Here is a 24287-nt window from a genome sequence, read left to right as displayed (position 1 = left end):
GTTTTATCAACATTTGCTATGCCGAAGCTATGGTAATTTTCGACTAATTTCCTACGTAGAGATGAACTTTAATGAAATTACAGCGGTTGTTTAAAGGCAGTGGAATGGCGTTGTGGAGTCTATTCTGCGTTGCAATATTGAGCGGATTCTCACCTGCAGCATGGGCTATGACAGAAGGGGCAGAACGGCTTAATTTAACCGCCGCGAGCGTGGGTTATGTTGCTGTCTGTGTGTTTGTGCTGGCTTATGTACTTGTGATGGCCGAGGAGACATTACATTTACGCAAGTCGAAACCTGTGCTCGTTGCGGCAGGGATCATCTGGGGCATGATAGGTTTTGTCTATATGCAAAACGGCATGTCCGAAGTGTCGGAAGCGGCATTCAAGCAAAACTTGCTCGAATACGCCGAGCTACTGCTCTTCTTGCTGGTGGCGATGACCTATATCAATGCCATGGAAGAACGTAATCTGTTCGATGCGATCCGCGGCTGGCTAGTGGGCCGTGGTTTTAGCCTGCGAACCGTATTTTGGTTAACGGGCTTTATGGCGTTTTTCATCTCGCCAGTAGCCGATAACTTAACCACTGCTTTACTGATGTGCGCTGTGGTGATGAAGGTTGGGGCAGGGCAACGCAAGTTTATTACCCTTGCCTGTATCAACATTGTCGTTGCCGCCAACGCGGGTGGCGCGTTCAGCCCCTTTGGTGACATCACGACCTTAATGGTATGGCAAAAGGGCCTAGTGCACTTTGGCGATTTCTTTAATCTGTTCATTCCCGCCCTCGTTAACTTTGCCTTACCCGCCGCCATTATGAGTGTGTTCATCCCGCATTTTGTGCCTGAGCCTGAAAAAGAGCATGTGTACACTAAGCCCGGTGCTAAGCGTATTGTAGGGCTGTTTTTACTTACCATTGCTACGGCAGTGTGTGCCCATTCCTTCTTAGGTATGCCGCCTGTATTGGGCATGATGACGGGATTAGGCTTCCTGCAATTCTTTGGTTTTTACCTGCGTAAAACCTTCAATCGTTCTGTTGCCCGCGAACGTGAAAAGGCGGAATTAAGACAAGACAAATTACGCCTGCAGCAACTTGGCAGTGTGGTGCCATTTGATGTGTTCAGCCGCATTTCCCGCGCTGAGTGGGATACTTTGCTGTTCTTTTATGGCGTAGTGTTATGCGTCGGCGGCCTAGGTTTTATGGGATATTTGAGCTTAGTGTCTGAGGCCATGTACTCGCACTGGGATGTCACCTATGCCAACGTTGCCGTGGGTTTACTCTCGTCTGTGATTGATAATATTCCTGTGATGTTTGCGGTATTGACCATGAATCCCGATATGGCATTGGGACAGTGGTTATTAGTTACCCTGACAGCGGGTGTGGGCGGCAGTTTGCTCTCGATTGGGAGTGCGGCAGGAGTTGCCCTAATGGGGCAAGCGCGCGGTATTTACACCTTTGGGGCACATCTGCGGTGGACGCCTGTGATAGCTTTAGGTTATGTGGCGAGCATTTTAGTGCACATGTGGTTAAACGCCGCGATGTTCTAACACTGCGTTAGCTTGATTATCGTTTATCGAGACAGGCTTGCGGCTTGTCTCACGAAAATTAACTATTTGCTGGCTTGGGTTAGCAAGATCACATTAATCATTGGTTGGCTTGCATAGACTTAACTCCGTGTTTTTATGGAGTTGAGTTAATGTGTATGCAATTGGGAGACTGCAGGTTTGATCGAGAACGAGGCATGCTAATTGACTTGTCTCGCGATGAATCTTGGCATCTTTCTCAGGCCGAGTTACAAGTGCTCACGTTATTGCTTGAACACCAAGGTCAGTTAGTTTCAAAGCACATGCTAAAAACGGGAGATGGACAAGGTCCGCCATTAACCGATGCCTCTGTGTCCCGCGCCATATCCACGCTCCGCTCCTTTCTTGGCCCTCAGCACGAGGGCTTGATCGAAACCGTTAAAGGCCAAGGTTATTTGTTGCGGCCATCAAACGGCAGCGAATATCGAGGCGTCAATTACCTCAGACTACACACTGTGCCTTTGTGGAGTGCCTTAGTGTTATTTGGGGTGATGTTAGCGTTTTCGGTGTTTTATCTGAAACACACAGATCACAGCAAGCCGACCCAAGCCTTGATGACGTCGATACTGTCGTTAGCCTCGGGTCAGCAAGTACGCTTGAACTTATATGCCGACTCCAGTGCGAGTAACACCTTACTGTTCGAAATGGGCGAGCGCTTAAGTGCGGGCCTCATTGCCTGTGGCAAGAGCGATTGGGCGGATGTTTATGCGTCTTTATCCCATGACAAACAAGTGCTTAATATGACGTTTCGCGGTGAAAAACTCGACCAGTCAGTGCTCCGCAATATTAGTATCAGCGATTTTTCTCGCCCCAAAGCATTCATCGACTCTGCCTGGCTACGCGAGGTGGATATCTGTGGCTAAATGGCTTAAGTGGACCATCAATATTGTTATTTTGTCGGCCTTGATTGCGGCTTGCGGGGTGATTTATAAACAGTCGGCAACGAGCCGGACCATGATGTTGAGTTGCAGTTCAGAACTGTTTGATCGCCATTCGAGTGTGAATCCAAGTGTCAGCGCCAGTGTTGGTATTGCCAGCAGCGACAATAAATTTTACCTGCTTGTGGATGTATTGATTGCCGCCGACAAAGCGCAAATTAACTACCGTTACTTTAATTTTGATGGCACCAGTGCGGGCCATATTTCGATGCGTGGCAAGGTCGACAGTATTGAGGCTAATAGCATGACCTATAAGGTGGCGGTGGAGGCGAAAACTGAATCGGAAATGGAAAAGCAAAAAAATTGGCCAGAACACATGAAATATCTATCTAACATCAGCAGTTTACCGTTTCGCGATTCTGGGGTGAATAATTTCAGTATTGAAGTGTTAGATATGGATGACACTAAGGATTATGCCGTAGTGTTATTCCAACCCAGCAATACGATTTGTGGATGCCGAATCGTAAATAGTCGAATTTAATCAGTGAATTTGAGTTTATTTCAGTTAAGATTAGTGCTCATTGATTTATGTCTACTGCGATGAGTCTCTGTGAGGGCTCATGAAAAGGGTGTTGTGTCTAAGATACGTGTAAAGCAAGAAGAATCCCTGTCGATTAAGTTCAGCCACCAGATGGAAAAGGGCGATAATCGTCAGCTTGATCTCTATTTCTTTTTACCAAAGGAAATGGGCATAGGCTCGCACACGCTCAATGAAGAAGAGTACTACTACAGCGCGATTGTTGGCCGTCGTTCTTACTATTCAGAAGGCTTGCACTTACCTTTGGTACAGGGCCGCTTTGCCAGTTTAAATCGCCGCACCGTTGAAGAATTCAGATTGTACTTGAATCTGTTCGCCTATCAGTTTGCCGTTGCAGTCGAAAACGACGTTAAAGAACTCAATCAAATCACAGATGTAACCCATTTCTATTTTGCCCTCGACGAATTACGCGAACAAGTTGGCCAGTTGCTGAAAAAGTTTCGCCGTAACGAACCGGGCGATCCTAAATGGAAATCCTACTTCGAAAATGCCGACAACTACCTGTCTTGGTTCTGCGAGCAGCAGTTACTAAAAGTGCTCGCCCATGCTACAAGAACCAGTGATTTCAACGATATCCAAGAACGGGTACTAACACTGTGTCGCAATGAGTGCGCCTATCGGGATGAGCATAACTACAACTCGGCGCAAACTAAGCAAGATCCTAACCGCATCTCAAACAAGATGTTGTTGTTACGACGTTTAATCCAACAAGGTGTGGTACTCAAAGAAGAGTTAAAACCCTTAGGGATTGGCCTTAAAAAGTTCACGACGGGACTGGCGACGGCGTTAGTGATGTTGGTGGTGTCGGCGTTGATTATTCAAGCGCAGGGCGCCTTTAGCGGCTTTACCATTGCCTTAGTGCTAACCTTGGCGGTGATTTACGGCTTCAGGGAAATCTTTAAGGATGATGTGCGTAATGCCATGTGGCGTTTTATTCAGCGGGGCAGGCCACGCTGGAGCCGGATTTTGCGCGATACCACTAGTCAGGCGGTGATTGCTAAGCAGTTAGTATGGCTTGAGTTTATGCGCCAGCAAGATCTGCCCGATAAAGTCAGCGAAATTCTAAAGCACAGGCATAGCCAAAATAAGGTCGATGCGGAAATCCTGCACTATAAAATTGCCACTAAGGTGAATCAGAGCGAGTTCCAAGCGGGATACTCCACCATTCAAGAGCAAGTTAACTTTAGTTTAGTGCCCTTTGCCCGCTACTTAGAGCGGGGTAAGGCGAAGATTTATAAGGAAGTTGAAGGTAAAATCAGCCACGAATCGGTTGAGCGGCGCTATCAAGTTAACTTGATTTTAGTGCTACGCGATGGCCGCGAAGCCCCGCAGTATATTCGCTACAAAATCACCATGAACCGCTCGACGATTATTGAGATTACCCAGAGCCAATTGCCCGATTCGGTCAACATGCCCGAATCTACGATTGATGACGAGTAAAGGCCTGACCGATATTTTGATCGTTATTCTGTTTCGCCCGTTTTAGGGCGACTTCGGCATTATTCAGATACTGCTCAAGTGTCTGGCCTTCTTGATAACCCGCAATCCCGATACTGATCCCTTCACCTAAGCCATTGCCATTGAGCTTTTCCATCATATTGAGGGCAAAGTTGTGTGCATGGGTCGCATCTGTGTCAGGTAACATCACAATCAGTTTCCCGAGTTGCCAATGCAAAATCTGATAATTGGCAGGGATTTCAAGCAATAATTGAACTTCGACTTCCTGCTGGCGGTTTGCCAGCTGGTCGATGTCACTCATGTGGCTCAGCAAACCTTCGGGGTTGATATCCATTAGCAGTAAGCTTGAACTCAGGCGGCTTGGCGGTGGTAGCGAGTTAAAGTAACGCTCTAAATCAACTAAGCTCAGCAGAATCGTGCTGCGATGGGGCACAAGGCTGCGTTTCTCTGTGCCTCGGCCGCGTTCGGCGGCTTGTTCTAAGGTACAGACGATATAATCAATCTCACCATCGGCGGCCACATGGCCCTTCAAGGTGGCCTGTAAACAATTGGAGTGCGCCTGTTTAGGTGAGCACAGAATTTGCCCCTGCCACTGACCTTGCATGGCAATTTGAGCGCTAATTCTTTGCCATTGATTACCTAAATCGTTGGCGAGCAGCGAGGCTAAATCTTGATTTAAATCGCCATTGAGTTGCATTAGCGCATCAAATACGGGGTTGATTTTAATCAGTTTACCATTGGCATCTGTCAGCGCTGTTGCCACTGTGCTATCGCATAAAAGCTCACTGAGAAATGCTTGTTCTTTACTGCTGACTAATTCACTGATGTCTTCAAGGGTGATTAATAGATGTGGTGAACCTCGGCTCGCCCTTGGCGCTTGGCGGATATGTACCCGCAGCGTTGGGCCATTGATACTTTCTAGGCTGATTTCACCAGACCATTGACCGGTTTTATGCACTTGCTCCATCAGCTCGGCATAGGTTCTGTCATCGAGGCATAAGGTGCGTTGTAGGCTGCGGTCCGTGAGTTCATCGAGTGGCACTAAGGTCGCTTCTGCCGCCTTGGTGTTGGCGCTGATCACTCTGGCGTTTTCGTTGACCATCATAAAGCCTATATCACTGTTAAATAAGCCATTGGCGACATCGATACTGTATTGGCGTGAACGCTGTTGTAAGCGATACATGTGGCTGAGTAGCACAACCCAAGCGGCGAGTACGGTTAAGATTAGCGATGCCACTATGACAATGTTTTGCCACTGGGAAAAACGTGCGGCTATGTCGGAGTTACGCACATAGGAGAGTAAAAAGTATTCTCTGCGGGTTTCTGGCTGGGCGGTAAGCTCGATCTTAAGGTAAACAAAGGTGGCTTCTTCACCGTGGAATTGACCAAAATTACTCATGGACATATCACGCCACAGAGCGGGATAACTTTGTCTTAAACTTGCCCCTAAGGTTTCTGGCATATTGCTTAACGGGGCGAGATCGCTCGCGCCAGCATAGAGTAATCCCTGCGTGTCGAGCACTAACATAGGCGATTTGTTACTCGAAAAAGCCGGCTTGATGGCTTCGAGCATTTGCACCATAGAGTTGTATGTCACCAGATAACCCATAGAACTCTGATCGGGCTTTTCGAGCCAAGCCATTTGATACATATAGGGTTCTAGCATGCCTTCAATCGGAACAAACTCCAGTGGTGAGGTGTAAACCTCTTTACCGCCCATATTACGACTCGCGCCAAGCAAGGTCTGCGGTAAGGCATCTTTACTGAAATTAGAAGGGGTAGAGAACTTATAATTGCCTTGGGGATCGTACAGCGCAATGCCGAGCAGTTCAGGAATATGCTTCACCAGATCTAGCCAAGCTTCCTGTAATTTGAGTTGCTGCTTGGCGGTCGGATTGCTCAAGTACTGCTTTAGCAGCTCACCATTGGCAAAAATTTGGGTGCGAAATTGCTGGAAAGACACTTTATCTGTGATCAGTGTGCCTATAGTTTGCAGTTCACTGTATCTCTGCGTCGCCCATTCTTCCTGTAGACGTCGCTCACCTAAAGTAATGATTAAGTTGGTTAAAATGATCATGCCAATCACCAGCATAGAGAGCTGGCTTGCAACGGCTAATAAGCGTTGATGCGACCAATGGATCCCTTGAGTTAAAGAGAGCAGCGGCGCTAGGGGATACGTGCTTGGGTTATTCTTCAGCATGAACCGATTATGAGTGGGTGATCTGTTAATTTCGCTATGTTAACACGAAAGAATTGTTACGACAGTGCCAAGTTACTAAGCAAGATTTCCTTAGTAAAGTTAAGACAGGTTTACATCTCTACTCATTCGCTCAATGGCGAGTTATTGCGGCTCAGTGCTTCAGTCTATTTTGGCCGTATTGGAATGGTGTTTAGCCTAAAGCGCCTAATACACGATGCTTAAATTCACAGCCGTAGGACTCCACTTGTTCACGGCAAATATCAATATCGACGCCCGCTAATCCTTCGATGGCGGAGACTTGCACCGTTTCAATATAGTGTGGCGCCAAGGCGATAAAGGCATGCACGGCGGCGTAGGAACCGGCGAGTTTTGGGCGGCAATGTTCAATATAGGCGGCTTCATTATCCGCATTGAGTGAAATCGATAAGCTATCAACGCAGTCGGCAAGCTCTGGTAGAATATTGCGTCTATGGACCAGATTGCCTAAACCATCGGTATTAATCCGGACTCGTCCGCCCCTGCGTTTGATCTCTTTTGCCACAGTGAGTAGCGTTGGAAGATTTAAAGTTGGCTCGCCATAACCGCAAAACACGTATTCTTCGAAGTCTTTAACATCGCCAAGCAGAGGGATAATTTCCTCTGGCTTAGGTTGGTGGCACAGGGCGAGTTGGTATTCGTGGATTTGTTTACTGCCATTATGTTTTGGGCAGAAAGCGCAGCGCAGGGTGCAGCGACCTGTGATATTGAGGTAGCGACTGCGGCGAATATCATAGACTAGCGTTTCGGTTGCACAGGTCTCATTCGTGCAAACTTCATCTGTGATGTGACCGTTCGCTAGGGTTTCAGTGGTGACAACGTGCGGGTTATCAATGTGTTGCTTATGCAGATGCTCAGACATAATGATAGGTTCATTCTAACGATAACTGACGACTTGAGCACAGTGTAGCGAAAGCTCAATGGCATAACTGTCAGCTAGATCGCAACTTGAAAGCTCAAACTCACTCGCACCTTAGTGAACATGACTGCGGTGCTGGGTTGGAGTTGAATGAACACAGGCAATAAAAAAGAGAGCCTAAGCTCTCTTTTTAAGGTCCAACACATTGATTAACTGCCTATCGCTAACAGCCTATAAATAGTCTTTCTTATAGTCAGTCGTGACAGCTTGCTCAAAGTCTGGGGACTTAACGTCCTCATCATTGGTTTTTTTAGGCTGCCACCACCAGTTGAAGAAGCGGCTGCTAGAGCGGCTAACATCGTCGAGTATGATGTACAGCAGCGGCACTAAGATCAGCGTCACTACAGTCGAGAACAGGATACCAAAGGCGAGGGACGTCGCCATAGGGATCACAATTTGCGCCTGCAAACTGCGCTCGAGAATAATAGGCACTAAGCCGACAAAGGTGGTGAGTGACGTGAGGATGATCGCCCTAAAGCGATAACAGCCCGAATCCACTGCCGCTTGTCTGACCGATAGGCCTTGCTCCCGCGCACGGTTAACAAAGTCGACCAAAATCAAAGAGTCGTTCACCACCACACCCGCGAGTGCCACTATGCCGCAGAGACTTAACACGCTCATCGCGAGTCCCTGAATCAAGTGACCGAACAGTGCGCCGATAATCCCGAAAGGGATCACCGACATGATGATCAACGGCTGACTGTAGGATTTTAGTGGGATTGCCATCAGTGCATAAATGGTAAACAGCGCAAAGAAGAAACCTTGCATCAAACCGACCATAGCATTCTGTTCATCCAAACTGCCGCCATCTAACGCGGTTTGGATTTTAGGATACTTGGCCTGTAATTGTGGCAGGTAATCTTTTTGGATTTCCTGTACCACTTTTGAAGGTTCAACTATGTTTTTGTTGGCATTTGCCGTGATGGTGATCGCCCGCTTACCGTCAACACGGGTAATTGAGGCATAGGATTCGCCTTTCTCAATTTGTGCCACGGTCGAGAAGGGAACCGAGGTGCCCGTTGGCGTGCGGATCAGCATGTTTTCCAGATAGCCCACAGTGCGGCGCTGCTCTAATGGATAGCGCACCATTACCTTGATTTCTTCTTTATTACGTAAAATACGTTGGGCTTCATAACCATAGAAACCGTAACGCACTTGGCGGGCTAAATCGGAAAGGGTCAGGCCAAGGGCTTCAGCCTCTGGACGTATCTTTAGGCGAATTTCATGGCTACCCGAGGAGAAGTTGTCGGCAATATCGTACACGCCTTCGTAGCTGGCGAGTTTTTGCTTCAACTCTTTAGAGGCTGCGGATAGTTCATCGAGATCGCTTGAGGTCAACCTGAAGGAAATATCGCCACCGGCATCATTGGTGCTCGCGTTAAAGCTGAGTTTTTTGACCGATAAAAGCTCGGGCAATTGTTCACGCCACGCGGCAGCAATCGTCACACCGTCGACTTCGCGGTCTTCGCCTTTCGTCAGTTCGGCAAAAATAAAGGCAGAGGTGCGGGAGCTCATATTGATAAAGCTGTGCTTAACCACTTGATAGCCGTTATCTTTCTCCATTTTGTCGTTCATCTTGTACAGGGCTTCTTCTATGCTCTGCACCACTTTCAAAGTGTTCTCTTCCGAGCTGCCTTCGTCCATCTCCAGCTGAACTTGAATGAAGTCCGATGGAATGTCTGGGAAGAATACCCAACGCACTTTGCCACTGGCGACTAAGGCAATGGAGAGGATCAACACACCGATAAAGGCCGCGACCACGTTGTATCTTTGCTTGATACAGCGCTCGAGGAAGTTGCGATAACTGTGGTGAATAAAGTGCTGCACTCTGTCGTTAAAGTTGGCTTTGAGGCGACCAAAGAATCCCCTTGGCGCACCGGGCTTTTTAAACTTCATGTGCGCTAAATGCGCCGGCAGGATGAACTTAGATTCGACCAGCGAGAAGGCCAAACAGAGGATGACTACCATGCCGATGGATTTCCAGATAATCCCCATAGGGCCAGAAACCATCAACATGGGAATAAAGGCCGCAATCGTGGTTAATACCCCGAAGGTCGCGGGCATTGCCACTTTTTGCGCGCCGCGGATCACATTGTCAACCGAATGACCGTGGCGTTCGACTTCTGTGTAGGCGCTCTCGCCGATGACAATCGCATCGTCCACCACTATCCCGAGCACTAAGATAAAGGCGAACAGGGTTAACATGTTGATCGTCATCGAGAAAGGTTCGAGCGGCATGATCAGCATAGTGCCGAGGAAGCACACCGGCAGACCCATCATGACCCAAAACGCCAACTTAAGATCGAGGAACATAGCTAGGATGATAAACACCAGCAAGGCACCGTAAAACATGTTCGACATCATCATGTTTAAGCGGCCCTTGAGGTAGTGAGTCATATCACCCCAAGTATCGAGTTGCGCGTTGGCAGGAAGCGTCGCGCGGCGATCCTCGACGTATTGTTTTACTTGAGCGGCAATGTCTAAGGCATTTTGATCATCAACACTGGTGACTTCGATAATCGCGGCCGGTTTACCGTTAAAGCGGGTGTATTCTAAACGTTCTTCAAAATCATCTTTGATGGTCGCCACTTGCGGTAACATCACCCGGCTACCGTCGGGGCGAGTGGTGACGACGATATTCGCAAAGTCATCACCCGTGTAGGCTTGGCCTTTGGTGCGCAGCAGGATGTCGCCATCTTGGGCGCGAATCGAACCGCCGGGTAAGTCAAAGGAAGAGTTTTGCACCGCTAACGCGACCTGTGTAAATGTTAGGCCGTATTCGCGTAGTTTATCTTCTGATACTTCGATGGCGATTTCATAATCGCGCACCCCAGTCACCTTGGCACGGGTCACGGCTGGCAGTTGGGTTAAATCGTCACGCACCGACTTAGCCAACTCCTTCATATCGTGCAGTGTCATATCGCCATAGACAGACACCCAAATGACGTTATTTTCAGGTTTAATCTGATAGATATTGGGTTTTTCGATGTTCACTGGGAAGGTCGAAATCGCATCTAATCTTAGTTTGGCTTCATCGAGCACGGTTTGCACTTCGTAACCGTCTTCAACTTCAACCGTAATCGAGCCTACACCTTCGCTCGCCACTGACGTGACCTTCTTGATACCGTTGATATCTTGGATGGCTTCCTCAATCTTGATGTTGATGCCTTCTTCGATTTCCTGTGGCGCCGCGCCCGGATAGGCGACGGAAATATTCAGTAAATTGAGTTCGAAAGAAGGAAAAACCTCCTTATTGATCAAGACAGTGCTGAACAAACCGCCGACCAGCAATGCCCACATTAACAGGTTCGCGGCCACACTGTTGCGGGCGAACCAGGCTAAGATCCCTTTTTGAGTGTCCATTATTTCACCCCAGTGGCCGCAAGACTCGACTCAGGCGTGTCTTCTTTTGGCGTCTCAGTCGGCAATGCCGCTTCACCTAAGACCTTGACCAGTTGACCGTTTGCCATGCTGTTGAAGTGAGTGGTGGCGACGCGCTCGCCCGTTTTTAGACTGTCCTTGATATACACATTGTCGAGATCGCTACGAACGATATTCACATGGCGCATTTCAACAATATTTTTGTCGTTAACTAAGGCGACGTGATCGTTACGAACCACATGGCGGGGTAGTTTAACTATGCCATCGACGGTGCGACCTTTGATGACCGCATTGACGAAGCTGCCATATTTAAGCGGTAAGCTGCCAGCAACTTTATTGGCGCGCAGGTAAGGGTCTTTGATTTCAGCGACTAAATACACCATGCGATTTTCAGCATCGATCACGCCTTCGCTGCGGATAATATTGCCATCCCAAGTATTTTCTTTACCCGCCAAAGAGGCGCTCAGCGTCACTTGAGTATCGGGATTATCAACCGATTCTAAATAGGCTAGATCGTCATTGGAAATCGGTAAGCGGATTTCAGCAACACTAGTGTCGTAGAGTTCTCCTAGATTTGTACCTAAGCTAACATACTGACCTAAATCGACATTGCGCGCTTTGATTATGCCATCGAACGGCGCGCGGATAACCGTGCGCTCAAGGTTACGTTGGGCACGCGCCAGTGCTGCTTGCGCATATTTAACGTTGGCTTGCTCTTTTTTAAGCTGTGGAATACGCAGACCTAACTCTGGGGGTAAGCCCTTGTCGTAGCCTTTGAATTCGATTTTAGCGACTTCACCGCGGGCAATTTCTTCGTTCAGTGCAGCGGTGGCTTGGGCCAGTGTTGCTTCGGCTTGCATTAAATCAGCCTCGTAATCTGAGGGCTCGATTTGTGCGAGTTGGTCGCCTTTTTTGACTATGCCACCCGCCACAAAATCAGCGGAAATACTCAGCATTCTGCCTTGAACTTCAGTCACAAGCTGGGTTTTATATTTTGGCGTAACCACACCGTAGGACGGCAAGTTTAGCGATACCGTCTGCTGAGTCACTTGCGTGACGTCAACGATAGGAATGGGCATCTCTTCCGGTTTTTGTTCTGGCGCCTCCTTAGTTTTCATTAATAAGGCTGCGCCAAAGACAAACAGCAGCAGAATAAGAAAAGGAGAAAGTCTCCTCAGTAGGGTCTTCATCATATTATTGTTACATCCATGCTAATCGCGTAATGGGGTTAAAGTAGCAGAGTCGGCCGCGCCAATAAATTTATTTTTGTAAATTAAATGTGTCTAAAAGTGATGTTTTGACACATGTGCTCACTAGGTACCGATGCTTTGGCGAAAATTAGAGCAGGTAAATGATGAAAGGTTCACTTAGGTGATTGGAATATATTGAAATAAGAATGAATACGTTTGTGAGCTTGTAGATCTAAATGGGCCGTATTTCATGCTCTATATTTTAAGGTTAGCTTTTACTCGCCAGTTGATTTATTGCATTGAGTTAAATTTAGGTAATAAAAAAGCCGCATATAGCGGCTTTAGTTGGATTACTTCAAGCTGGCGTTACTTCTTCTTGCGGGCGATTTTACTCGCTTTCTTTGCCGCTTCTTTCTTGCTGGTTTTCTTCGCTGCTTCTTTCGCTTTCACTTTGGCTTTTTTCTTACCCGGTGTCCGCGCTTCTTTGTTCTTTGGACGCAGCTCTTCGATCACGCGGCGTTTCAACGGTTGCTCGATATAACGCTCAATTTTACCGACGATACGCATGTCGTGGGCTTCGGCCAACGAAATCGCAGTACCTTTTGCGCCAGCGCGGCCAGTACGACCGATACGGTGAATGTAGGTATCGGCAGAGCGTGGCATGTCGAAGTTGATCACATGGGTGATATCGTCGATATCGATACCGCGTGCAGCCACATCGGTTGCCAGCAAGACGTTCACTTCACCTTTGGTAAAGCGGCTCAAAGCTTGGAAACGTTTTTTCTGTTCCATATCGCCACGCATGAAGGCGCAGGCAATACCGACTTTAAGTAACTGGCCTTCTAAGCTAGAAACGATGTCGCGGGTTTTTACGAACACGATAGTCCGTTTCACATCTTCTTGGCGCAGCAGATGACATAACAGGGCAAATTTATGCTCTTTATCATCGGCTAAGTGGATCCATTGGTGGATCTTGGCTTTTTCGCTGCGAGGTGCTTCAACATCGATTTCAATCGGGTCGTTTAACACTTCACGGGCAAAACGTTGCACACCGCCGCCTTCTAAGGTGGCAGAGAACAACATGTTCTGTTTGCGGCCTTGGGCTTCGATAGCAATCGCTTGCACCACAGAAGAGAAGCCCATGTCTAGCATGCGGTCGGCTTCGTCGATAATTAAGATATCGACTTCTTGGGCGTTGAAATTGCCTTTGTCTAAATATTCCATCAGGCGGCCAGGGGTCGCGACCAGAATATCGACGTTGCCCGCTAAGGCTTCTTCTTGTGGTCCGTAAGGCACACCACCAGTCACGATCGCTATGTCTAAACCTTGGCCTGTGGCTAAGTGACACGCATAACGGTGGATTTGGCTGGCTAACTCACGGGTAGGCGTGAGGATCAGGATACGTGCTTGCCCAGCGAAACGGCGGGGGAAGTCGATTAAATGTTGCAGCGATGGCAGTAAAAAGCTCGCTGTTTTACCTGTTCCTGTCGGGGCGCGCGCGAGAATATCTCTTTGCTCTAGGGCATAAGGGATAGTTTCTTGCTGAATAGTGGTGGGTGAATGATGCCCCATGGCATTAAGCGACTCTAATAAGCTAGGGTCAAGCTGGAAATCTTCAAATTGCATGCGCAGCGTCTCGACGGATAATAGCGAAGCATTATAAAGGTTATGGCGGTTAACTTAAATAACTTATCTAGATCTCCGGTGTTTATCTTCTCAGCCGGTAAAGTTTTATGGTGATAGGCATAAGTTAATTACTTTAAGGTCAATGTATTAGCATTTAATTTTGGGGGAATTGGCCCCTTCGTTACCTTTGCCAAACTTAGCGGCCTTTACTTAACGTGTCAGGGCTGGGCTCGATATCAGTATTTAAGGTAAAAATCTCGGATCAATTGCACCATGGTTTGGGTGTATTGGCCTGAAAGTTCTCGAATAGTGATATCACTGATCTTCGTGGCAATTTGAGGGTGAGTCTTGTGCGCGAGTACGCAGAGTACTCTATTAGCGCTTTTCCCTACGATGCTAATAAGGTTAGTTATTTCAATCAGACTGAGCGGTGAGTGCGCCAAAATCTCATTGAAACGCGCCATGCTTTGCATTGGTAATATGAGGCTTGCGTTTCCTTGCGGTGCTAGGCACACATGAATGGCATCGAGTAGCGCGGTAAAACTTAAGCTATCTGTGTGACGGGCCATAGCGCGCTGAGATTGTATCGCTTGTGTGCCTTGCTCAAAATAGGGCGGATTACAAATGATGTGATCAAAATACTCTTGATACTCAATCTGTTGGCAAAATTCTTGGATGCTGCTGTTGACTAAGGTGAGTCGATTCGTCCACGGACTATTGTGGAAGTTATGCTGGCAAGCCTCGGCTGCACTTGTGTCTAACTCGACACTGGTAATGTGTGCCTGGCTGCGCTGAGCTGCCATTAAACTGAGTAAGCCACTGCCAGCACCAATATCTAAAACTGTTTTTGCTGCGGTCAGTTGAGCCCACGCGCCTAGGACGACACTGTCTGTGCCTACGGCCATGCCGCAATTCATGTCATCGATATGAAATTGTTTAAAAGTGAATGCCATGGAGAGTTAATTTTTGCCGTTCTAAGGTGGTTAGGCCCAATATTGGGCGGGCAGTATTCTAATTCTAGCCCTCGTTTTTAGCCAATGCTTTTAAACAGAAGATGTTGCCCTAGATGTATGAATTTGTGTCGGCATAAGATTTTATTTTTTATGGCGCAATACAGATTTTACTTAATTAACGCTTTATTTTATTGCCTTATAAACCTTTTCTTAGCAGTTAATTAGCATTATTTCGCTTTTTTTATCCTAATGGTCTTGTTGTCTTGTATTAGCACTTTAAGTCTGGTATTAGTTTCGCCCCCATTTTTAATCACTTATATGATTAACGGATAGGTAAACGAGTTTGGTGGTGAATTAGTAGTCAGTGTGGCTGCGCTAAAGTTCGTCATAGATTATAAACTCGACAGATATCGAACATATTTACCACGGAATTGTGTAAACAAAGATTTGCACTCCGGATGGGCTTTGTTTTAGCTATGGCTAATCGACACATAATCACTTAAGTTTGTAAAAAAACAATAAGACAAGATGGGGCTTCCAGTGCAAGACAATCAGATGAGTATCGCAGATACATTGGGCTTAGGTTTTATGACCTTCGCATTCTTTTTAGGGGCAGGTAACCTAATTTTTCCACCGTTCGCGGGAATGTTAGCGGGTGGTAATATGCCCCTCGCCATGTTGGGTTTTTTGATTACCGCCGTAGGTTTACCTTTAGTTGGACTGATTGCTGTCGCTAAGGCTCAAGGTAAGGTTATGGCTATGCTGCCAGTATTTGCAGCAACGACATTGGCTATCGCGATTTATATCATTATCGGCCCTGCGTTTGCTGCGCCGCGTACCGGTTTAGTGGCTTACGAGATTGGCGCTAAGCCCTTTATCGATGACACCACGGCCACATTTTTACTGGGCAGTTTAGAACTTAATCTGTCGCAACTGCTATTCACCATGTGTTTCTTCACCGTCACTATGTTATTGGCGCTTTTCCCTGGCAAGCTGCTCGATAGCGTAGGTAAAGTATTAACGCCTATTTTATTGATCTTGTTAGTTGGATTGGCTGCATCTGTGATGTTTTTACCCGCATCCGAAGTGGGCCAAGCCGTAGGCGATTATCAAAACCATCCGCTGACCAAAGGTATTTTGGAAGGCTACAACACTATGGATACGTTAGCGTCCTTGATGTTTGGTATGCTGATTATCGATATCCTGCGCAAAAAGGGGATTGATCAACCGAGTGCTCAAACTAAATATCTGATCCGCGCCGCCTTTATTGCTGCCGCTGGTTTAGCCTTTGTGTATGTGTCGCTGTTCTTTTTAGGTGCGACCGCAGGCGATATCGCCATCGGTGCTAAAAATGGCGGCGAGATCTTAACAAACTATGTGACCCGTGAATTTGGTGATTTAGGCTCAGTCTTGTTGTCATCGGTCGTGACTTTAGCTTGTTTAACCACAGCGGTGGGCCTTGTGAGTGCGTGTTCTGAGTTCTTTAATGAGCTAATGCCTAAACTGTCTTACCGTTTCCTGGTGATCTTTTTAAGCTTGATATGCGCTGTGATTGCGAACGTGGGCCTAAGTCAGTTGATTGCTATTAGTATTCCCGTATTAATGACGATTTATCCTGTGGCTATTGCTCTTGTGGTTGTGACTTTCCTGACCGCTTATTTTGCGAATCCACAGTTTGCACATCGTGCAGTACTGAGCGTGGCACTGTTTTTCGGCATCTTCGATGGTCTTAAAGTGGCAGCGAAAGGTTTGACTGACGCTGATGGTCAAGCGGTGAATGGCTTAGCGCAGGGCTTTATCCATGTCGTAGATGTGATGTCGCCCGTGTTATCTAAGCTGCCACTCTATGAAGAAGGCATGGCTTGGTTACTGCCAACGATTGCAGCCATAGTACTGTGTTTAGTGTTTGGTCGTGGTCGTGATCAAACGGCTGCTGCTTAAGCCTTGTACTCGCGTTTTTACGCGGGACTCAGTTAAGCTGATGTAGGCTTAAATGTAGTTAAGTTAATATCAACGGCGTATCATTTGATGACGCCGTTTTTTTATGGAGTTTTTGTGCCTAAGACATATCAGCCCGATCCGCTCATTGATGTTTTTCTTGATGATCTCTGGTCGAGCAAGGGACTGAGTGACAACACCTTATCGGCCTATCGCACCGATTTGCGCCATTTTGATCGTTATCAAGCTCAGCAAGGGGTAACGCTGCTCGCGGTTTCTCAGGCGGATGTCAGAGCGTATTTAGCCTTTAGAGTCGAGCAGGATTTTGCGCGCACCAGTAGCGCTCGATTACTCAGCAGTTTACGGCGTTTCTATACCTATTTAGTGCAGACCAAGCAGATTTCAGCCGATCCTATGGCCCTAGTCGAGTCGCCTAAATTAACCCGCCATTTACCCGATTCATTGAGTGAATCACAGGTCGATCGCTTGTTGTCTGAGCCCAATGTGGAAGATGCGGTCGAATGTCGCGACAAAGCCATGCTAGAGCTTTTGTATGCGACAGGCTTGAGGGTGAGCGAGCTCGTTGGCTTGACTATGGAACAGCTGAGCCTACGGCAGGGTTTAGTGCGCATTGTGGGTAAGGGCGGTAAAGAGCGCCTCGTGCCGCTGGGTGAATTAGCGATTACCGAGGTCGAGAGCTACATGAAGTTTGCGCGCCAAGAGTTGCTTGGCAATAAACAATCCGATGTGGTGTTTCCGTCAAAACGCGGGCAGATGATGACGCGGCAAACCTTTTGGCATCGGATTAAGTTGTATGCACTGCGGGCCGGGATTGAAACCGCATTATCACCGCACACATTGCGCCATGCTTTTGCTACCCATTTGCTCAATCATGGTGCCGATCTGCGGGTGGTGCAATTGCTGTTAGGCCATAGCGACCTGTCGACCACGCAGATTTATACCCATGTGGCGCGGGCAAGGTTGCAGGAATTGCATCAACAGCATCATCCAAGAGGCTGAAAAAGGATTTAGTTACAGCATAAATTTGCTTTCCGCGCGGCTTGTCTGTAACTTTTTGCCACCATACGGGGTCTATTAAGTATATCGCGTTTGAACGACCTCAAAATCTCCTCGTCGAGACCCAATTTATAGGATGTCCCATGAAGTTAACCCGAGCATTATCTTTAATTTTTGCCCTTGTTGTAGCTCCTCTTGCTCACGCCGCAACAGCGACCTCGCCAGATACAGCTGCTATTAAGCAAAAACTGACTGAGATGTTGGATGTTGAAGTCATTTCTATGCAGGATTCGCCGATTGAGGGGTTGTATCAAGCCATGACCAACCGCGGCGTGCTCTATATTAGTCGTGATGGTTCAAAACTGTTCCACGGCAGTTTGTATGACCTAGATAAAGGCATGAAAAACTTAACGGAAGCGGCATTAGCTGGCCCACGTTTAGAAATGATGAAGCCGCTTGAAGACCATATGTTGGTTTACAAAGCTAAAAATGAAAAACACGTGGTCACTGTATTTACCGACGTCAGTTGTGGTTATTGCCGTAAATTGCATAGCCAAATGGCCGATTACAACAAGCTTGGCATTACCGTGCGTTACTTAGCCTTTCCGCGTGCGGGCGTGCCGTCAGCCAACGCCGACGAAATGCAAGCCATCTGGTGTGCTAAAGATCCATTAAAAGCTATGACAGACGCTAAAGCGGGCAGCAAAGTTGCCGCAGCAACATGCGATGCTAAAATTGCCGAGCAATATGCTTTAGGCACCACCTTTGGTGTGAATGGTACGCCTGCAATCGTGTTAGAAGATGGCAATATGATCCCAGGTTATCAACCCCCTGCGGACTTATTACGCACCTTAGAAGCGCGTCAGTAACAGTCAAAATAGTGAAATTTATCCCACTAAAGGTGAGCTTAAGGCTCACCTTTTTGTTATCTTATCGCCACGATTTCATGAGAGTTTGAGTCCCTTGATCCATAAGATAGTCCGTCGCCCAACCGTTGATGATAGCCATTTACCTGCTTATCTTTCGCCGCTATTGAAGCAGCTTTACGCTCGCCGCGGTGCGCTCAGCCACGAATGCGAACTTGTCCTTAAGGGTCTATTAAGACCTGAAACCATGAAAGGCTTACCCGAAGCTGCGGCGCTTATTGCCGATGCCATGCAGGCGAATAAGTCGATTTTGATCGTCGGTGATTTTGATGCCGATGGCGCGACCTCAACCAGCGTATGTATGCTGGCGCTACGGATGATGGGCGCAGTTAAAGTGGACTATTTGATCCCCAATCGCTTCGATTACGGTTACGGCTTAAGCCCTGAAATTGTTGCGGTTGCGGCGTCTAAACAGGCTGAAATGCTGATCACTGTCGATAACGGTATTTCATCGATTGATGGCGTTGCTGCGGCCAAAGCCTTTGGTATGCAAGTGGTGATTACTGACCATCATTTACCTGGACACGAGTTGCCTGCTGCCGATGCGATAGTGAATCCGAATCAACCCGATTGCCCATTCGCGAGTAAATCGATTGCCGGTGTCGGTGTCGCCTTTTATTTGATGACAGCATTAAGGGCTGAACTGCGAACGCGAAACTGGTATCAAACGCGCGGTATTGCTGAGCCCAATTTAGGGACGCTGCTCGATATCGTTGCCCTCGGCACAGTCGCCGATGTGGTATCGCTGGATGCCAATAATCGCATTTTAGTCGAAGCCGGTTTGCAGCGCGTGCGAGCGGGCCGCTGCCGTGTGGGGATTACCGCACTGCTTGAAGTGGCGAAGCGAAATCCGGCGCGTATTGTTGCATCTGATTTTGGTTTTGCCGTGGGCCCAAGGCTTAATGCCGCAGGCCGGCTCGATGAAATGGCGCTTGGGGTCGAAACCTTACTCTGTGATGACATGATGTACGCGCGGCGTATGGCGGCCGAGCTCGATGGGTTAAACCAAGAGCGTCGTGAGCTGGAAGTCGGCATGCAGCAGGAAGCCTTAAAAAGCCTTGAGCACTTAAAGCTCAACGAAGACGAGTTACCTTGGGGTATCGCGCTATTTCAAGAAGATTGGCACCAAGGCGTCATTGGTATTCTGGCCTCGCGCATTAAAGACAAATACCACAGACCCGTGATCGCCTTTGCCGATGCCGGCAATGGTCAAATTAAAGGCTCGGCGCGTTCAATCAAAGGCTTGCATATGCGCGACCTACTCGAGCTGGTCAACACGCGCCACCCAGGACTGATTATCAAATTTGGCGGCCATGCGATGGCGGCGGGCTTATCACTCAAAGCTGGCAGTTTTGCTACGTTTGCCAAAGCCTATGATGATGCGGTGCGTGAACTGCTCAAACCTGAACTATTAACTGGCGAGCTTTGGTCTGATGGTGAACTCACTCCAACGGAACTGAATCTTGAGATGGCCCAGTTATTGCGAAATGCCGGGCCTTGGGGGCAAGCCTTTGAAGAGCCATTGTTTGATGGCAATTTTACGATAGTGCAGCAACGCCTCGTCGGCGAGCGCCATCTTAAACTTGTACTCGAAACCCAGTGCGGCACTGTGATGCTCGATGCGATTGCTTTTAATGTGGATTTGCACACTTGGCCCGATGCGACCATTCGCCATGCCCGTATTGTTTATAAGCTTGATGTGAATGAGTATCGCGGTAATTTCTCGCTGCAACTCATGGTTGAGCAAATCGAAGCCATGTAGTTGCTGTAATGGATAACGTGGTTATAGCCTAGATATTGAATGCCAAATGCTGCACTTAATTGGGGATAAAAAGGGAGTTGAGTCATGCCGACATATAGTGTGAGTTGTGATCAAGCGGAAATGGATTTTGAGGTTATTCATGGTTTTATCAGTAATAGTTATTGGGCTCAGGGCATGCCAAAGGCATTGTTGCGTAAAGCGTTAGCCAATAGCCTGTGTTTTGCTGTGCTTGATAGTGAAGCTAAGCAAGTGGCCTTTGGCCGCTTAATCACAGATAAAGCCACCTTTGCTTACCTTGCCGATGTGTTTGTACTTGAGTCGCACCGTGGTTAAGGCTTAAGTAAGTTGATGATGACATCAATTATGGAACATCCTGATTTACAGGGATTAAGGCGCATAATGCTCGCCACCCGCGATGCCCATGGACTCTACGCCCAGTTTGGCTTTAACGCAGTCGATACGCCTGAAACCTTAATGCAAATTCGGCTTGAGAACCCCTACCTTTAGGCTAGATTTTATTGAAGTAAACTCTAAAAATATCAAGATAAGGACATCTGTTATGACATGAAAAACTCACCCAACGACAGTAGCCGATAGCGTAAAAGTGAAAGGCCCCGCATCTTATTTCCCTTCTATCGAGAAAACCTATGGTCAGCCGATCGCCCACTGGCTAACGCTTTTGCAAGGTCTCGAAGGCAAAAAGCATATGGAAATGGTGGCTTGGCTTAAGAGTGAGCATCAACTCGGTCATGGGCATGCCAATGCGCTGGTGGCGTATTTTATTAACGAAAAAAGTCGATAGCGGTACCTAACATGACACCATTACAATATGCCTATCTTGCCAGTTTTATGGTTTCCTCCGCTTTTTTGAATTGGTTACTTGAGGGGCAAGTGCTTTGGGTGAGACTACTTTGCTTAATCTTGTTGTTTTCAACCTTCGTATTTGCCAGTTTATTCCATAGTTTAAAGCGTTCGATAAACTCACAAGACTCGAAATAAATTCTCTTAAAAACAAGAAGCCAGCTTGCGCTGGCTTCTTAGCTTATGCGGTTAATGTTTAAAGATTAAGCCGCTTTTATATCTGTGGTTTTCGTCTCGGCGATTTCTTCATCGCTGTGGCGAATGAGGTAATCAAATGCGCCCAGTGATGCACTCGCGCCGCTGCCCATGGCGATGATAATTTGCTTAAACGGCGTGTCAGTCACATCTCCTGCCGCAAATACTCCTGGGATGGATGTTTGACCGCGGGCATCGACAACGATTTCCCCACGTGGCGTCAGTTCAACCACACCTTTTAGCCACTCGGTATTCGGTACTAGCCCAATCTGTACGAAGATACCTGCAAGTGCGACATGGTGACTCTCGCCTGTTGCTCTGTCTGTGTAGTTCAGGCCATTAACCCGAGTACCATCGCCAGTCACTTCTGTGGTCATCGCTTGGGTAATAATTTTGATGTTACCCATAGACGCTGCTTTACGTTGTAGCACATCGTCGGCGCGTAGGGTTTTATCAAACTCCAGCACAGTCACATGTTCTACTATGTTGGCAAGATCAATCGCCGCTTCGATACCTGAGTTACCGCCGCCAATCACCGCCACACGCTTGCCTTTAAATAACGGGCCATCGCAATGCGGGCAGTATGCGACACCTTTGCCACGGTATTCTTTCTCGCCGGGGACGTTCATTTCACGCCAGCGTGCACCTGTGGCTAACAATACGGTACGGCTACGTAATTTAGCGCCGCTTGCCAGTTCAAGCTCGAACAAGCCATCTGTTGATAACGACACTGCCTTTTGGTTGTCCATGATGTCGACTTCGTAGTCTCGTACATGGGCTTCAAGGTTTGCCACTAGCTTTGGACCTTCGGTTGCTTTGACTGAAATAAAGTTCTCGATACCAACGGTTTCAGCAACCTGTCCGCCAAACTTATCGGCAACAATACCGGTGCGAAGGCCTTTACGTGCTGCATAAATGGCTGCTGCTGCGCCCGCTGGGCCGCCGCCCACCACTAAGACTTCGAAGGGGGCTTTTTCATTAATTTCATCGGCCTTGCGGCTTGCGGCATTGGTATCCAGTTTATTGAGGATCTCGCCAATGCTGATACGACCGGCTGCAAACACTTCGCCATTTAAGTAGACAGAAGGCACGGCCATAATGTTACGGCTCGCCACTTCGTCTTGGAATAGGGCGCCGTCGATCATCACGTTGGTGATATTCGGGTTAATCGCCGCCATCATGTTCAGTGCCTGCACTACGTCTGGGCAGTTTTGGCAGGTCAGTGAGACGTAAGTTTCAAAGGCATATTTGCCCGGCAGATTGCGGATCTGCTCGATAATGTCATCGCTGAGTTTGATTGGGTGTCCACCCGTGTGCAGTAAGGCCAACACAAGTGAGGTAAATTCGTGACCCATAGGCAGACCAGCAAAGCTGATTTGCGTATTAAGTTGTGGGTTTATCACTGTCATCGCCGGGGTGCGTTCGCCCTGAGTTTCTTTCAGGCTTACCAGAGAAGATAGGCTGACAATGTCTTGCGCTAAGCTTTTTAATTCTTGAGACTTTTTGCTCTCATCTGCAGACACGACAAGTTCAACTGGTCTCTTGAGGTTTTGCAGATAGGTTTGCAGTTGATTTTTTAAATTCGCATCTAACATGTGATGACTCCAAAATCGCTTAAAAGGGAGAGATAAGGGGGCCAGTCTAGGCCCTTGCAGGGGCGGGCTTAATCCTTTGCTGCGTGGCGCTACAACTGTGTTGGCTGTAACGCCAATCAGCTTGGGACGCTAGACTGGCGGGGTTGACGCTTTGGGCTAAATTAGATTTTGCCAACTAGGTCTAGAGACGGTGCTAATGTGTCGTCACCTGGTTGCCATTTAGCTGGGCAAACTTCGCCATCGTGAGTCGCAACATATTGAGCTGCTTGAATTTTACGAACTAGCTCTTGAGCACTACGGCCGATGCCTAAATCGTGAACTTCGCTGACCTTGATTTGGCCTTCTGGGTTAATCACGAAAGTCCCACGCAGTGCTAAACCGTCTTCTTCAATCATCACGCCGAAGTTACGGCTGATGGTGCCTGTTGGGTCAGCCAGCATTGGGAAGTTGATCTTCTTGATGGTGTCTGACGTGTCATGCCACGCTTTGTGAGTGAAGTGAGTGTCAGTTGATACTGAGTAAACTTCAACGCCCATGCCTTTCAGCTGCTCGTAGTAATCAGCCATGTCGCCTAATTCAGTTGGGCAAACAAAGGTAAAATCTGCTGGGTAGAAGAATACAACTGACCATTTACCTAACAGGTCTTGTTCCGTTACTGGAACGAACTCACCATTGTGATACGCAGTGGCTTTGAATGGTTTGATTGTGCTGTTGATAATTGATTGAGTCATTTTATGCTTCCATTTAGTTGATGATTGCTTAAGTTCATAACAGGACATTTGCTTGCGTCCTGTCGATGTGAAGCATATTACCGACTCGCTTAAAATTAAGATAACGGATAAAAACTATTATCCTAATCGATTTAATCGAATGATAATGCGATTCGGTCGGACTCAATCGGTTTTCCACAGCTGCTGCGGACTTGGTGTGCTTGGGGTTGGATCTGGATTGTATGCGATGACTTTTCAGTGGATCGGTTGAGCTAAATCTCAGGCATAAAAAAGGGATATCAATGATATCCCTTAAATATAAATTCAATTAAAACAAGGCCGCGTTGCGAATGCGGAGGTGTTCGGCAAGTGAGCTGTGATTACTTAACCTGAACTCGGGATAACGAGTGTCGAAAAATCTAAATTTAACAAAACTAAATCAATGCTATAAATGATTAGTTTGAAAA

Annotated in this window: 17 protein-coding genes and 1 pseudogene; 10 read left to right on the top strand and 8 right to left on the bottom strand. The window is 47.6% G+C overall.

Going from position 1 to position 24287, the window contains the following annotated elements; all coding sequences use genetic code 11:
* The first annotated feature begins 71 nt into the window (after positions 1–71).
* From nhaD to OX890_RS18815, 4 genes are all read left to right on the top strand, one after another.
* Positions 72–1541: a sodium:proton antiporter NhaD gene (nhaD, locus tag OX890_RS18830; RefSeq protein WP_126492674.1), complete on the top strand. Its 1470-nt coding sequence runs from the start codon at positions 72–74 to the stop codon at positions 1539–1541.
* 149 nt (positions 1542–1690) lie between these two features.
* Complete coding sequence (locus OX890_RS18825) at positions 1691–2440, top strand: winged helix-turn-helix domain-containing protein (RefSeq protein WP_126492673.1); 750 nt, start codon at positions 1691–1693, stop codon at positions 2438–2440.
* The gene (locus OX890_RS18820) at positions 2433–2996 is read left to right on the top strand and encodes a hypothetical protein (protein WP_126492672.1); all 564 of its coding nucleotides are present in this window, start codon (positions 2433–2435) and stop codon (positions 2994–2996) included. The genes OX890_RS18825 and OX890_RS18820 overlap by 8 nt, the downstream gene beginning before the upstream one ends.
* A gap of 93 nt (positions 2997–3089) precedes the next feature.
* Positions 3090–4493 carry a hypothetical protein gene (locus OX890_RS18815; protein WP_012090100.1) on the top strand — a complete coding sequence of 468 codons (1404 nt, stop codon included), beginning with the start codon at positions 3090–3092 and terminating at the stop codon, positions 4491–4493.
* Here OX890_RS18815 and OX890_RS18810 read toward each other — a convergent pair.
* The 6 genes from OX890_RS18810 to OX890_RS18785 all read right to left on the bottom strand — a co-directional run bounded on the left by OX890_RS18810 (position 4474) and on the right by OX890_RS18785 (position 14816).
* Positions 4474–6711 (bottom strand): PAS domain-containing protein, encoded by a 2238-nt coding sequence (locus tag OX890_RS18810; RefSeq protein WP_126492671.1) that lies wholly within the window; start codon positions 6709–6711, stop codon positions 4474–4476. The genes OX890_RS18815 and OX890_RS18810 overlap by 20 nt on opposite strands.
* Before the next feature lie 190 nt (positions 6712–6901).
* Positions 6902–7609: a TatD family nuclease-associated radical SAM protein gene (locus OX890_RS18805; protein WP_012588470.1), complete on the bottom strand. Its 708-nt coding sequence runs from the start codon at positions 7607–7609 to the stop codon at positions 6902–6904.
* 228 nt (positions 7610–7837) lie between these two features.
* Positions 7838–11029, bottom strand: a complete 3192-nt coding sequence (locus OX890_RS18800) for an efflux RND transporter permease subunit (RefSeq protein ID WP_126492670.1) — start codon at positions 11027–11029, stop codon at positions 7838–7840.
* Complete coding sequence (locus OX890_RS18795) at positions 11029–12240, bottom strand: efflux RND transporter periplasmic adaptor subunit (RefSeq protein WP_268649734.1); 1212 nt, start codon at positions 12238–12240, stop codon at positions 11029–11031. The genes OX890_RS18800 and OX890_RS18795 overlap by 1 nt, the downstream gene beginning before the upstream one ends.
* Before the next feature lie 363 nt (positions 12241–12603).
* The gene (srmB, locus tag OX890_RS18790; protein WP_006080348.1) at positions 12604–13863 is read right to left on the bottom strand and encodes an ATP-dependent RNA helicase SrmB; all 1260 of its coding nucleotides are present in this window, start codon (positions 13861–13863) and stop codon (positions 12604–12606) included.
* Positions 13864–14099: 236 nt separating this feature from the next.
* Complete coding sequence (locus OX890_RS18785) at positions 14100–14816, bottom strand: tRNA1(Val) (adenine(37)-N6)-methyltransferase (RefSeq protein WP_268649733.1); 717 nt, start codon at positions 14814–14816, stop codon at positions 14100–14102.
* 528 nt (positions 14817–15344) lie between these two features.
* Between OX890_RS18785 and brnQ the strand changes: the two genes are divergently transcribed.
* The 6 genes and pseudogenes from brnQ (at position 15345) to OX890_RS18755 (ending at position 21261) form a co-directional block, all read left to right on the top strand.
* Positions 15345–16757: a branched-chain amino acid transport system II carrier protein gene (gene brnQ, locus OX890_RS18780; RefSeq protein ID WP_268649732.1), complete on the top strand. Its 1413-nt coding sequence runs from the start codon at positions 15345–15347 to the stop codon at positions 16755–16757.
* 114 nt (positions 16758–16871) lie between these two features.
* Positions 16872–17774, top strand: a complete 903-nt coding sequence (xerD, locus tag OX890_RS18775; protein ID WP_268649731.1) for a site-specific tyrosine recombinase XerD — start codon at positions 16872–16874, stop codon at positions 17772–17774.
* A gap of 140 nt (positions 17775–17914) precedes the next feature.
* Positions 17915–18640 (top strand): bifunctional protein-disulfide isomerase/oxidoreductase DsbC, encoded by a 726-nt coding sequence (gene dsbC, locus OX890_RS18770; protein WP_006080352.1) that lies wholly within the window; start codon positions 17915–17917, stop codon positions 18638–18640.
* A gap of 94 nt (positions 18641–18734) precedes the next feature.
* Positions 18735–20459 carry a single-stranded-DNA-specific exonuclease RecJ gene (gene recJ / locus OX890_RS18765; protein WP_268649730.1) on the top strand — a complete coding sequence of 575 codons (1725 nt, stop codon included), beginning with the start codon at positions 18735–18737 and terminating at the stop codon, positions 20457–20459.
* Positions 20460–20543: 84 nt separating this feature from the next.
* Positions 20544–20966 (top strand): annotated as a pseudogene (locus tag OX890_RS18760) (GNAT family N-acetyltransferase).
* A gap of 97 nt (positions 20967–21063) precedes the next feature.
* Entirely contained in the window at positions 21064–21261 is a 198-nt protein-coding gene (locus OX890_RS18755; protein ID WP_268649729.1) for a DUF4287 domain-containing protein, read from the top strand.
* Between the two features lie 262 nt (positions 21262–21523).
* Here OX890_RS18755 and ahpF read toward each other — a convergent pair whose 3' ends face one another.
* Together ahpF and ahpC are read right to left on the bottom strand one after the other, a co-directional pair.
* On the bottom strand, positions 21524–23110 hold the full coding sequence (gene ahpF / locus OX890_RS18750; RefSeq protein WP_268649728.1) for an alkyl hydroperoxide reductase subunit F: 1587 nt from the start codon (positions 23108–23110) through the stop codon (positions 21524–21526).
* 161 nt (positions 23111–23271) lie between these two features.
* Positions 23272–23841 carry an alkyl hydroperoxide reductase subunit C gene (gene ahpC, locus OX890_RS18745; protein ID WP_006080359.1) on the bottom strand — a complete coding sequence of 190 codons (570 nt, stop codon included), beginning with the start codon at positions 23839–23841 and terminating at the stop codon, positions 23272–23274.
* Between the last annotated feature and the right edge of the window lie 446 nt (positions 23842–24287).

Source organism: Shewanella sp. DAU305 (assembly GCF_026802235.1).
Classification (GTDB): domain Bacteria; phylum Pseudomonadota; class Gammaproteobacteria; order Enterobacterales; family Shewanellaceae; genus Shewanella; species Shewanella baltica.
Note: the sequence above shows the minus strand (reverse complement) of the source record. Positions and strands in the feature narration are given on the sequence as shown.